This is a genomic window from Streptomyces sp. NPDC059247 (genome assembly GCF_042754005.1).
In the GTDB taxonomy this organism is placed as follows: domain Bacteria; phylum Actinomycetota; class Actinomycetes; order Streptomycetales; family Streptomycetaceae; genus Streptomyces.
Map to the genome: position 1 here is coordinate 1 of NZ_JBHYZW010000031.1, position 12,396 is coordinate 12,396.

Consider the following 12,396-nt stretch of genomic DNA (forward strand, 5'->3'; position numbering starts at 1 on the left):
CAGTTCCGCGCGATCGCCACCCGCTTCGACAAACTCGCCGCCCGTTACAAGGCAGGAGTCCACCTCGCCGCACTCATCCTCTGGCTCCGCGAACCCCTCCAAGATCGTTTGTCAGACAGGTCCAGCAAGGGTGCCTGCCGCCACCAGAGAAGACCTGTCAAAATACGACGCAGGTTTCAAACGCGGGAGACGAGCGGGACGCATGGAGAACGAGGACGCTTCGGCCAATCGGATCGGTGGATTCGGAGCGGGGGCACCGCCGTTTACGGATTCGATGACACGCGCTGAGATGGTCGAGGCGTGGCGGGCGCGGCGGTCCGCCCGACGCTCCGCCGCGATCACCAGTTCCGGGGGCGTGGTCGACGGGTTCGCGTTGCGCAAGTGGCGCAGGGCCGGGGTCTTCGGTGCGGAGGCGGTGGCGTGTGTCGAGGATGTGCTGCGCGGGCTGCTGGAGTCCACGAACGCCGAGGACGAAACCCTGCGGTGGGGCGTCGACACCATTCGTGCCTGTCTGGACGGACAGCCGACACCCCAACTTGTCCACGCCGTTAAGGCCCTGCTCGAAGCCGTCGATCCGGGCCGGGCCGTCGAGCAGACCGCCGCCGTGCTCTCCGCCGTCTACGAAGTCGGCCTGCCCTGGCTCTCCCCGGCTGGTGAGCGCCGACTCGCGGTGATCATGGGAGCGGTCCCGGCGGCTGACCTCGGCACGGACACCATGCCCGGCGGGGCCGAGGCGGATCCCACCGGGGCTTTCGCACTTCAGCAAGCTCTTGCCCGGAGGAACCTGAAAGAGCTGTCCACGCACCATCTGGGGGCCATCGTATCCTGGGCGCCCCTCGGCATCATCGACGACCTGATCGAGGCAGGCGTATTGGAACGCGGCCATCAGCCGTGGGCCCTGCGGGCGGACGCCGGCGAACAGCGTTACCTGCTCGCCAGGCTCGCGCCGGAGAAGACGGATGCCGCCCTTGCCCGCTCGCTCGGCTGGGACGAGCCCGGCGAGCGGGAGGCGTTCCTGGCGGGCGACCCGGTCCAGCCGACACCGGGCAGCCTCTACGACCTGCTCCTGTGTGTCGCGGATGGTGAGACGGACGTCCTCAAGGAACTCGAAAGGCTACTGCCTCGCGAGCTGGTGCTTCGCCTGCGCAAGGTGCGCGATGGCGCTGTCACAGGCTCCTGGGACCCGGACATCCCCGCCGACCGCGGGCTGTGGCGGCTGATGTGCTCCCTGTGGGAGCCGAGGGCCGCGGTAAATCCGGCGCGCGGACCGTTCTATGCCCTCGTGGCGCTGCGGCACGCCTACGACCTCATCTGCCAGGGCGAGAGGAAGAAGGCCCAGGCACAGGTGGACAAGCTCGTCGATCACGAAGATGCGCCGGCCGAGCACGCGGCCGAGGCGTGGAACATGTTCGCCTACCTCGCCCTGCTCGATGACGATCTCGACCTCGCCTACGTCTCGCTGGCGCGCGTCGCCCGAACCGACCGGCGGGTCGAGGAAAACCTGGCTCTGCTGGAGCGTCGGCGGGCGACCAAACGCAACGATCGGGATCAGCCCGCCAATCCTTATCTGGAGCTCGGGCTGCCGCACAAGAGTGAGCAGTGGAAGCACCAGTGGCGCGAGCGCAGGCGGGCCGACCGGGACGACCTCGACCTGGCGGCGCAGGCCAACTGGGCGAAGCGCCGGATTGAACAGGCCGAACAGACCGAGGACTGGTCCGACTTCTTCGTGCTGCCGCTGGATCCTGCGTCCCTGCGACTGCCCGCGGTGCGACCGAGCTCCCTGACGCCGGGACCCATCGCGATGCCGCGTCAGACCACGCACCGGGCCGACGCTGACCTCTCGGCGATACGCGACCGCGCGATCGCCGATCTTCTCCCCACCCTGCTGACTGCGCCCCGGCGCCCCGATCACGACCACAGGACGACTTCATGAGCAGCAAGTCCGCACGCCGCAATGGCAGCCCGAACGCGGCCGGACAGGCCAAGAAGCCCACGGGGCGGACCCGGCGCAAGGAGAACCAGGAGTTCACGGCGGACATGAAACTGCGCACCCTCAGGCCGGAGGAACTCCTTCATCCGGCGCAGCTCCTCGCCCGATTCACCGAGCGAGCTTCGGAGCTGATTGCGCAGCTTCCGCAGGACGCCTGTCCGACCCCCGCCACAGTCAACGCGGCGCTGCGTCAGGGAGTGTTGGAGGCATTCAGGACACGGGACGAGCACATCGCGCGGCTGGTCGAGACCGACGTCCTCGCGAGCACGCCCGAACAGGGAGCGAAGGCCATCCGCCGGGCGGTGCGCGCCTCCCTCATCGACATGGGAGTCCGTGTGGTCGAGGAGGCCGATGAGCAGGAGCTCTTCGTCGTCGTCGAGGGCGAAGGCGAGGGCTTCGAGCTGCTCCGGCCGGCCTACGTGGACCAGGCAACGGACAAGCTGCTGCTCGCCGGCCAACTCCGCCGCATCCCAGCCCTGAGGACCCTGGCGGAGCGTGACGGGACCAGTGCGGCGGACGTGCGGGGAGACGATGCCAAGTGACCTCGACAGGAATCGACTTCGGTACGACCAATTCCGTCGTGGCCCAGTGGCAGGGCGACGACGCCGAGGTACTGCCACTCGACGCCCACCACATCGATGCCGACTGGCGGCGGCCCGGGTTTGAACAGCTCTTTCCTTCGGTCGTGGGTGTCAGTTCGCTTCGGCGCGGCCCCTTGTTCGGCTGGGAGGCCAAGCTCCGCTCCGAGGAGGCGGCCGAAGCCTGTAAGCGTCTCCTCAAAAGCGACGAGTACGTGACCATCCAGGGCAGGCGCTTCGCGGCGACCACCGTCGCGGCGGGTGTATTCACCGCCATGCGCGACGGCGCCCAGCACAACCTCACCGACATCGATCGCGCCGTCATTACTGTGCCCGCCAATGCGACGGGCGCCGCCCGGTATCGGACCAGGGCAGCGGCGCGGTTCGCCGGCATCGAGGTCCAGGCTCTGCTCAACGAGCCGACAGCGGCTGCCATCTCGTACGTCCACGACTTCCGCGAGGACTCCCAGATCCTGGTCTTCGACTGGGGCGGCGGCACCATCGATGTGACTGTGCTCGACTACTCGGACGGGTTCTTTGAGGAGCGCGCGTCACGCGGAGTGACGGAGCTCGGCGGTCTGGAGATCGACCGGCGGCTGCGTGAACTCGTCCTCGAACGAGCGCCCGCGCGCAGGGCCTGGACTCCGGCACAGGAGCGCCAGTTCCGGCTGGACGTGGAGCGGAACAAGATCCTGCTTTCCTCCCAGCCGTTCGTCACGGTGGTCACCCCCGACGGTGTCGGCGTCGAGATCCATCAGGGCGAGCTGGAGGAGGCGATCGGCGACCTCGTCGACCGCGCCCTCGGGCCTGTGGAGCAGTGTCTGAAGGACCTGCACATGGCCCCGCTCGACGTGGACGAGATCCTCATGATCGGCGGTACGAGCCAGATCCCCAGCGTGCGAGCCGCGGTTGCCGAGGCACTCCAAACGGAGCCCGTGCCCACCGAACTGTGCGACCCGATGACAGCAGTCGCGCGGGGCGCGTCAATCGCAGCGGCTGTGCTCGCCGGTGAGACCGAAGGAGTCATCCAGGTCGCCACCAGCCATGCGCTCGGCACGATGGTCAAGGACTCCTCGGGACGCAAGCGGTTCAGCCAGATCATCCCCAGGAACTCGCCGCTGCCCTGGAAGGAGCGCAAGAGCTACACGCCGCAGAAGGACCACGCGCGGAAGCTGTCCGTGGAGATCTGGGAGGGTGACCCGGACAAGGAGCTCGCCCACCGCGACAACGTGCAGCTCACCGAACTCACCCTCACGTACCCCACGCCGCGGGTCCGCGACGAGTCCCGCTTCGACCTGGAGTACACGTACGACTCCAACGGCCTGCTCCACGTCAAGGCCACCCTGGAGCACACGGGCGAGGTCGTGGTCGACCGAGAGGTCGAGAGCTTCGGTTCGGGTGGCCCCACTCCCGAGGTCCGAGAAGAGCTGGACCGCCTGCTGAAGGGCAACTCGAATCCGGACCCCCTCAGGACGACGGCCTCGGCCGCAGGCGCCCGCCCCGTTCCCGCGCCTCCGAAGGCGCGGCCGGTGCCGCTCGACGGTGGCCCGCACACCCTGGTGGTCGACGGATCCAACCTCGCCTGGATCGGTCATTCACCGGTCCGCCCGGGGGTCTACGAAGACGACGATCACCCAAGTTTCTCTCAGCTTCAGGCCGCTCGGACGGCGCTGGCCAAGAAGTACCCGCAGGCCGACATTCATGTCGTGGTCGACGCCAGCTTCCGGCACAAGGTCGCGGACGCGGAACGTGAGGCCGTGGAGGCCGCCCTCAGCAAGGGGGACATCATCCAGCCGCCAGCCGGTACCGAGGGCAAGGGTGATGCCCTTGTGGCGGTCATCGCGGATGATTCCGGTGCGACGGTCGTGACGAACGACAACTTCGCAGAGCTGCAAGGCCGCTATCCGTGGCTTCGAGAGAAAGGCAGGGTTCTGGGCGCCACCTGCTCCAAAGGGGTCTGGTTCTTCACCGAACGTACCTGCGTGGCGCCGCGGGGACGGGGGTAAGCGGCAACCCAGCCAGCGAGCCCGTCCTGGATATGCCAGCGGCGCAGCCCGCAGGCTGTTTAAGGTGTCGGGGGCACGCTTCAGTCTCTTCCACAAGGCCCATTACTCCACGGGCTTTTGTCTTCCGCAGTCTCGCCGTCCTGAGAGAAACGTCTGAAGTTTCCGGGACTGGCCGGTGCCTGAGCACGTTCGCCCGGTTCAGAGCCACCCCACTCCCTCACCTACCGATTCCCTTCTAAGTACTCGGCAGCGAAGCTGCGCGGCACACCAAAGACGTATAGAGCGCCAGTTGGAACCTCACCGAACCTCAATGCCAGCCCAGCGGGGTGCACTCGCTGGGCTGGCAGGCCCAAGGCCCTGCGTTCGGCTTCTACAAATGTCGCGTTCGGCTGACCTCCACCGGACGCAACCATGGAGGGCCAGGGGAAGGTCAGCTCGTACAGCTGCCGGCTGTGCCCCAGCGAAGGAACTCCTCGCCTCCGGCGCCGTCGAGGACCGCCACCGCGAACTGGGAGTAGCTCCATTCCCGCCCCGCGCGAGATTCCGTGAGCACTGTCTGGCAGGCCACGCCGGCGGCGGCCTCTGCCCACTCCTCTCGTGTGCTCTGGTCCCACTCGGGCTTCGTGGCCCACACGTACATCACCCCTTCGTGCGGAGCGAAGCCGATGCTGGTGTTCTCGTCGCTGATATAGCGGGGGTCTTCGAACAGACGGGAGTTGGCGTTCCAGTCGGCAAAGAGCTGGTGGACCGCCTCGGTTGCCACTCTGATTTCGCGCTTGTCAACGCTGGGGATCTGGGCCGCGGCCAGTCCTCCTTCAGTGGGGTACCAGCTCGGGGCCTGCCCGGGGTCGGCGGCAGTGCGGTCGATGGTCTGCGTGATGCAGCCGGTGTTGACGCGGAAGTCGTCCTCCCACACGATCGCCGGCGCCGTGGACGTGGTGTTGTCGACCAAGACGTACTCGTCGTACGGAAGGGACTTGTAGATGCCCGCCATCATGCGCAAGGTGAGGCAGGCGTTCTTGGCCACTCCCTGCACGACGCGTGACTCCACGGCCGGGCCGCTGATGGCTATGTAGAGCTCTCTCCGGGCCGGGGCGTAGCCCACGTCGTACTGACCGCTGTAGTTGTAGTCCTCGCCCATGCCGTAGCTGAGATCGTGCCCGAGTGCGGCCTCGGTCTCGATCTCCGCTTCTCCTTTGGCACGACGAGCCGCACGCCACGTGTCGAGCGTCGCCTCATCCGCGTTCGCAGGAGTAGGGGATGACGCAGCGTCCACCGCGGCCTGGGAGCTTGCTGCGGGTGAAACGGAAGCCGGCATGGTGGCAGTCTTGCTGGGGGATGCGCTGGCGAGAGGACGGGAACTCGTCGAAGTCGTCTCCGTCTTGTCGGGCTGCAGGGCCAGCGCTCCACCCGCCAGGCCACCTATGACAGTGCCCACCACCGCCGCGACGCCGACGAGTCGTCTGCTGGAACGGGCCGGACCTCTCCAGTTCGGGTCGTCCAGCGTGAGGACGTCCCACTGGGCAGCGACGAGATCGCCCACCAGTGTCGGTTCCGCACCGGCCGGCGCGACCTGTGTGGCCTGTGCTGCGAGGAGGACGGCGCATGTCTCGGCGGCGTCCCTCGCGGTGGCTCGGACTCCCGGCTCCTTGGCAAGAGCGTTGCTCACGATGGCGTGGAGTTCGCCAGGAAGGCCACGCAGATCAGGATCCTCGGACATGACCCGGTAGGCGACCGCGTCGGGGGCTCCCCCACCGAAGGGCGCGCGACCGGTGGCTGCGAAGGCTATGAGGGCGCCCCAGACGAACATGTCGCCCTCGGGACCGGTTGTACCGGTGCGGTAGTGCTCGGGGCTGATCCATCCTGGGGTTCCGGTCAGAATGCCGGTGCGCGTCACGGATGTGCCGTCGGCGGCATGAGCGATGCCGAAGTCCAGGACTCGGGGACCGACCGGGGTCAGGATAACATTCTGCGGCTTGACGTCCCTGTGGACGACACCCGCGGTGTGAATGGCCGCGAGAGCCTGGGCTGTGCCCGTAGCAAAGGCGTAGAGGGTTCCACCAGCCAGCGGCCCGTGCGCGGCAATGTACCGATCGAGGGTGAGCCCTGGGGCATAGGCAGTGGCCAGCCACGGTGACGGTGCTTCGGCGTCAGCCGCGATCAGGGGTACGAGGCAGGGGCCCTGGACACGGGCGGAGAGCTGGACTTCTCGGCGGAAGCGCGCCCGGAACTCCGCGTCGGCCGCCTGAGCAGGGTGGACCACCTTGACCGCGACCCGTAGACCGGCGGCGTCAAGGCCGGCGAACACCGTGCCCATGCCCCCTGAGCCGAGGCGCCCGATGATCCGGTAGGGGCCGACGCGCTTGGGGTCACCGGGGTGGGCAGCCAGCACCCGCCCACCAGAACGAGCACTGCTCACCGGGCTTCCGATCTCCTTCAGACGTGCAGCAGGCCAAAGGCCGGACGCATGCCGGTACCTGAGACCTGGATATTAGCCGCGCGTCGAGGCGATAGGCACTGCCTTCTCAGGCAATGGTCGGCAACGCTTCCTCATCGAGCGCACAAGAGCGAAACGGAGCCGACGAGCCTCGCTCGCCGTGCTCCGTCGCTTCGCCGCAGCGCGTCTGTTCATCGGTGCGCGCTGCGGTCCGACCCTCCCCGACAATCGACTGACGCCCCATCAGGACGAGCGTCAAATGAGCGTCGCGAGCGCCATTTCAGCGTCAAGATATCGCCCGTAACACCCACACTGCACATGATGCGCACGGGAAAAACCCCAGGTCAGGCGTCCTTCTTCACCGGCTCCAGGATCGCCACGCACTCCACGTGGTGTGTCATCGGGAACAGGTCGAAGACCCGCAGGGTGCGGACGCGGTAGCCGCGCTCCTTGAAGTAGGCGAGGTCACGGGCCAGGGCAGCCGGGTCGCAGGCCACGTAGGCGATGCGGCGGGCGCCGAGGGTGGTGAGGTGGTGGACCGTCTGCTTGCCCGCGCCCGCGCGCGGGGGGTCCAGGACGATCAGGTCGACGTCGGTGATGCCCGTGCGCGGGAGGACCTGCTCGACCTTGCCCTGTTCGATGCGGACGCGCGGGAAGTCGGCCAGGTTGTGGCGGGCGTCCTCCACCGCGCGCTTGCCGGACTCGACGCCCAGGACCGCGCCCTGGTCGCCGACCCGGTCCGCGAGGGCGCCCGCGAAGAGGCCGACGCCGCAGTAGAGGTCGAGGGCCGTCTCGCCCTTGCGGGGCGTCAGGCCCTGCATGACGGCGAGCATCAGGGTCTGCGCGGCCCTCGGGTGGACCTGCCAGAAGCCGCCGCTGCCGACGCGGTAGGTGCGCTCGTCGGCGCGCTCGCGGACGAAGGGGCGGCCGTGGACGCGGTGGACGCCGCCGTCCTTCTCGTCGACGCGCATCACCGAGACCGGCTTGTCCAGCTCCACCAGCGGGAGGCGGGCCCCCGGCCGGGGGGTGAGGATGACCTGGCGGTCGTTCGAGCCCGAGGCGGCGATGGCCTCGACCGAGGCCATGCCCTCCCAGACGCGCTTCTCGATGCCCAGCTCCGAGACTCCCTCGGCGGCGATCATGCAGTGGTCGACGACCTCGACCTCGTGCGAGCGGTGCTTGCGCAGACCCGCGCGGCCCTCGTCGTCGATCGCGTACTGGACGCGGGTGCGCCACTTCGGCACCTCGCCCGCGGGGAGCTTGTCGCCCTCTGCGGGCATGACGGTGCCGTCCCAGCCCGCCTCCTCGGGGGTGAGCCCGGCCAGCCGCAGGAGCTGTTCCGCGACGACCTCGCCCTTGAGGCGGCGCTGGGCGCCCGGCTTGGCGTGCTGCCAGTCGCAGCCGCCGCACTTGCCGGGCCCGGCGAACGGGCAGGGCGCCTCGACCCGGTCCTTCGACGCCTCCAGGACGGTGACGGCGTCGGCGCGCAGGAAGCGGGAGGTCTCCTCGCCCTCGGTGACCCGGGCGACGATCCTCTCGCCGGGCAGCGCGTGGCGGACGAAGAGGACGCGGCCCTCCTCGGTGCGGGCGATGCAGTGGCCGCCGTGCGCCACCGGACCGACCTCGACCTCGTATTCCTCCCCGACCAACGACGAAACAGGGCTGTTCTGCATGGCGGGGGATCTCCAAGGGGAAGATTTCAAGGGCTGCCGCAGGGACGGCAGCCCACCAGTCTAGTTGTTCTTTCCGGCCGTTTCCTTCTGGCCCTTCTCGACCGGTCCGCGGCGGACCGCGCCCGGCGCGTTCCAGTCCTGGCGCTTCCGGGCCCGCTTCTTCGCGGCTTCGGAGGACCGGAGCTGGTACGGGACCGAGGTCACCATGACGCCCGGGGTGAAGAGCAGCCGCCCCTTGAGCCGCAGGGCGCTCTGGTTGTGCAGCAGGTGCTCGTACCAGTGGCCGACGACGTACTCGGGGATGTAGACGGCGACGGCGTCGCGCGGGCTCTCCCGGCGGAGGCTCTTCACGTGCTCGATCACCGGCCGGGTGACCTCGCGGTACGGCGAGTCGAGGATCTTGAGCGGGACGTTGATGCCGCGCCGCTCCCACTCCTCCTTGAGCGCCTTCGTCTCGGCCGGGTCGACGTTGACGGTCAGCGCCTCCAGCTCGTTCGCGTGCATGAGCTTGGCGTACGCGAGGGCGCGGAGGGTGGGCTTGTGGAGCTTGGAGACGAGGACGATGGAGCGCACCCGGGAGGGCCGCACGTACTCGTCGGGGCGTTCCTCTGCGGCGGCGATCTCGGCGGCGACGGAGTCGTAGTGCCTGCGGATCGCGGTCATCGTGCCGTAGAAGATCACCATGCCGAGCAGGGCGACCCAGGCGCCGTGGGTGAACTTGGTGGCGAGGACGACGACGAGGACGAGACCGGTGAAGAAGGCGCCGAAGGTGTTGATCGCGCGGGAGCGGAACATGTGGCGGCGCTTGGCGGGGTCACGCTCCGTGCGCAGGTGCCGGTTCCAGTGCCGGACCATGCCGATCTGGCTGAGCGTGAAGGAGACGAAGACGCCGACGATGTAGAGCTGGATCAGCCGGGTGGAGTCGGCTCCGTAGATCACGACGAGGAGGGCGGCGGCGCCCGCGAGGAGCACGATGCCGTTGGAGAAGGCGAGGCGGTCGCCGCGGGTGTGGAGCTGGCGCGGCAGGTAGCGGTCCTGGGCGAGGATCGAGCCGAGCAGCGGGAAGCCGTTGTACGCGGTGTTCGCGGCCAGGAAGAGGACGAGCGCGGTGGCGGCGGCGAGGACGATGAAGAGGAACGTCCCGTCGCCGAAGACGGCCGCCGCGACCTGGGAGATGACCGGGTCCTGGACATAGCCGTCGCCGACCGGGACGCCGTCGCGCAGCAGGTCGTGGGCGGGTTTCTCGGCCATCCGCACGTCGGTGGCCATGGCGAGGAAGATGATGCCGCAGAACATGGTGACGGCCAGGCCGCCCATGAGGGCGAGCGTGCTGGCGGCGTTCTTCGACTTGGGCTTGCGGAAGGCGGGGACGCCGTTGGAGATGGCCTCGACCCCGGTGAGGGCGGCGCAGCCGGAGGAGAAGGCACGGAGCAGCAGGAAGACCAGGGCGAAGCCCGCGAGGCCCTGGTGCTCGGGCTTGATCTCCAGGTCGGCGGTGGGCGCCCGCATGGTCTCGTCGAGGACGATCCCCCGGTAGGCGCCCCAGACGATCATGAGGAAGACGCCGACGACGAAGACGTACGTCGGGATCGCGAAGAGCTTGCCCGACTCCTTGACGCCGCGCAGGTTCATCAGGGTGAGCAGCACGATCACGGCGACGGCCGCGGCGACCTTGTGCTCGACGACGAAGGGGACGGCCGAGCCGAGGTTCTCGATGCCCGAGGAGATCGACACGGCGACGGTGAGGACGTAGTCGACGAGCAGGGCGCTCGCGACGGTGAGTCCGGCCTTGGGCCCGAGGTTCGTGGTGGCGACCTCGTAGTCGCCGCCGCCGCTGGGGTACGCGTGGACGTTCTGCCGGTAGGACGCGACGACCGTGAACATCAGGACGACGACGGCGAGGGCGATCCACGGGCTGAAGTGGTAGGCCGACAGGCCCGCTACGGAGAGGACGAGCAGCACCTCGCCGGGTGCGTACGCCACCGAGGACAGCGGGTCGGAGGCGAAGACGGGGAGGGCGATCCGCTTGGGGAGAAGGGTCTCTCCCAGCTTGTCGCTGCGCAGGGCCCGCCCGATCAGGATCCGTTTGGGCACGTCGGTCAGTTTGGACACGGAGAGGATCGTAAGCGTTCGAAAAGAGCCATGCTCACCGGCACCCCCGATCGGCACCGAATCTCCCTCCGTACCATCTCGGATGCGGTCCCGGCCAGCGTTGCCGCATAAGCTCGGACCGGGTGAGCCGGTGGGGCATCGCCCGCCACGACCCGGGCCCTTCGGGTGAGGAAAGTTGTGAGCAGGGTGTTTTCGCAGGTCAGCAGGGCGATCAGGAGTGCGGGGTAAGGGGACGTGCACATCGTCATCATGGGCTGCGGGCGAGTGGGAGCCGCTCTCGCGCAGACCTTGGAGCAGCAGGGGCACACCGTCGCGGTGGTGGACCAGGACCCGACGGCTTTCCGCCGTCTGGGCTCCGGTTTCGGCGGTCGGCGCGTCACGGGCGTGGGCTTCGACCAGGACACGCTCCGCGAGGCGGGCATCGAGGACGCCGGTGCTTTCGCCGCGGTGAGCAGCGGCGACAACTCCAACATCATCGCGGCGCGGGTCGCGCGCGAGATGTTCGGCATCGAGAACGTGGCGGCGCGGATCTACGACCCGCGCCGGGCCGAGGTCTACCAGCGCCTCGGCATTCCGACGGTCGCCACGGTCCGGTGGACCGCCGACCAGATGCTGCGGCGGCTGCTGCCGTCGGGCGCGGAGCCGCTGTGGCGGGATCCGAGCGGTGGTGTGCAGCTCGCGGAGGTGCACACCACGTCCGCGTGGATCGGCCACAAGGTGAGCCGTCTCCAGGAGGAGACCGGGGTCCGCGTCGCCTTCCTCACCCGACTGGGCGAAGCGATTCTGCCGACCTCGCAGACGGTGCTCCAGGAGGGGGATCTGGTGCACGTGATGATGCGTACGGACGAGATCGCGAAGGTCGAGGAGGCCTTCGCCGAGGGTCCCGAGGAGGGCGGTCACTGATGCGTGTCGCTATTGCGGGCGCGGGTGCGGTGGGCCGTTCCATCGCCGCCGAGCTCCTGGAGAACGGGCACGAGGTCCTGCTCATCGACAAGGCGCCGACCGCCATCTCGGTGGAGCGGGTGCCGCAGGCGGAGTGGCTGCTCGCCGACGCCTGTGAGATCACCTCGCTCGACGAGGCGGCGCTCCAGCGCTGCAACGTGGTGATCGCGGCGACCGGTGACGACAAGGTGAACCTGGTCGTCTCGCTGCTCGCCAAGACCGAGTACGGCGTGCCGCGGGTCGTCGCCCGGGTGAACAACCCGAAGAACGAGTGGCTGTTCAACGAGTCGTGGGGCGTGGACGTGGCCGTCTCGACGCCGCGGCTGATGTCGGCGCTGGTGGAGGAGGCGGTGAGCGTCGGCGATCTGGTGCGGCTGCTCCGCTTCAGCCACGGCGACGCGAACCTGGTCGAGCTGACGCTCCCGCCGGAGTCGGCGGTCGCCGGTACCTCGGTCGGGGACGTGGACTGGCCGCAGGACACCTCGCTGGTGACGATCATCCGTGGTTCGCGGGTGCTGACGCCGAGCCCCGAGGAGACCCTGGAGGCCGGTGACGAGCTGCTGTTCGTGGCCGCGCAGGCCCGCGAGGAGCAGTTGGAGGACCTGCTCCAGGTCCGCCGTCCCGTGGAGTCCTGATCCCGGTGCGCTCATGACCTCGG

At 68.7% G+C, this 12,396-nt stretch carries 8 protein-coding genes and 1 pseudogene; 6 read left to right on the forward strand and 3 right to left on the reverse strand.

Features of this window, described 5'->3' with window-relative positions:
* From ACFXGN_RS30725 to ACFXGN_RS30740, 4 genes and pseudogenes are all read left to right on the forward strand, one after another.
* A pseudogene (locus tag ACFXGN_RS30725) lies at positions 1–123 on the forward strand (IS5/IS1182 family transposase); the annotation flags it as partial.
* Between the two features lie 79 nt (positions 124–202).
* Positions 203–1,933 (forward strand): hypothetical protein, encoded by a 1,731-nt coding sequence (locus ACFXGN_RS30730; RefSeq protein ID WP_384865450.1) that lies wholly within the window; start codon positions 203–205, stop codon positions 1,931–1,933.
* Positions 1,930–2,532, forward strand: coding sequence for a hypothetical protein (locus ACFXGN_RS30735; RefSeq protein WP_384865385.1), 603 nt, complete (start codon positions 1,930–1,932; stop codon positions 2,530–2,532). The genes ACFXGN_RS30730 and ACFXGN_RS30735 overlap by 4 nt, the downstream gene beginning before the upstream one ends.
* Complete coding sequence (locus ACFXGN_RS30740) at positions 2,529–4,574, forward strand: Hsp70 family protein (RefSeq protein ID WP_384865387.1); 2,046 nt, start codon at positions 2,529–2,531, stop codon at positions 4,572–4,574. The genes ACFXGN_RS30735 and ACFXGN_RS30740 overlap by 4 nt, the downstream gene beginning before the upstream one ends.
* Before the next feature lie 430 nt (positions 4,575–5,004).
* Here ACFXGN_RS30740 and ACFXGN_RS30745 read toward each other — a convergent pair whose 3' ends face one another.
* The 3 genes from ACFXGN_RS30745 to ACFXGN_RS30755 form a co-directional block, all read right to left on the reverse strand.
* Positions 5,005–6,966, reverse strand: a complete 1,962-nt coding sequence (locus ACFXGN_RS30745; protein ID WP_384865389.1) for a serine/threonine-protein kinase — start codon at positions 6,964–6,966, stop codon at positions 5,005–5,007.
* 389 nt (positions 6,967–7,355) lie between these two features.
* A complete protein-coding gene (locus ACFXGN_RS30750) occupies positions 7,356–8,684 on the reverse strand; it encodes a class I SAM-dependent RNA methyltransferase (RefSeq protein WP_384865391.1) in 1,329 nt (442 codons plus the stop codon).
* Between the two features lie 60 nt (positions 8,685–8,744).
* Positions 8,745–10,796, reverse strand: coding sequence for an APC family permease (locus ACFXGN_RS30755; protein ID WP_384865393.1), 2,052 nt, complete (start codon positions 10,794–10,796; stop codon positions 8,745–8,747).
* 234 nt (positions 10,797–11,030) lie between these two features.
* On the opposite strand from ACFXGN_RS30755, the gene ACFXGN_RS30760 reads away from it, so the two are divergent.
* Positions 11,031–11,699, forward strand: a complete 669-nt coding sequence (locus ACFXGN_RS30760) for a potassium channel family protein (protein ID WP_384865395.1) — start codon at positions 11,031–11,033, stop codon at positions 11,697–11,699.
* Positions 11,699–12,373: a potassium channel family protein gene (locus ACFXGN_RS30765; RefSeq protein ID WP_384865397.1), complete on the forward strand. Its 675-nt coding sequence runs from the start codon at positions 11,699–11,701 to the stop codon at positions 12,371–12,373. Before ACFXGN_RS30760 ends, ACFXGN_RS30765 begins: the two co-directional genes overlap by 1 nt.
* Positions 12,374–12,396 lie beyond the last annotated feature (23 nt).

Coding starts and splice junctions, on each gene's coding strand:
- ACFXGN_RS30765 (WP_384865397.1), top strand. CDS start 11,699: ATGCGTGTCGCTATTGCGGGCGCGGGTGCGGTGGGCCGTTCCATCGCC.
- ACFXGN_RS30750 (WP_384865391.1), bottom strand. CDS start 8,684: ATGCAGAACAGCCCTGTTTCGTCGTTGGTCGGGGAGGAATACGAGGTC.
- ACFXGN_RS30735 (WP_384865385.1), top strand. CDS start 1,930: ATGAGCAGCAAGTCCGCACGCCGCAATGGCAGCCCGAACGCGGCCGGA.
- ACFXGN_RS30730 (WP_384865450.1), top strand. CDS start 203: ATGGAGAACGAGGACGCTTCGGCCAATCGGATCGGTGGATTCGGAGCG.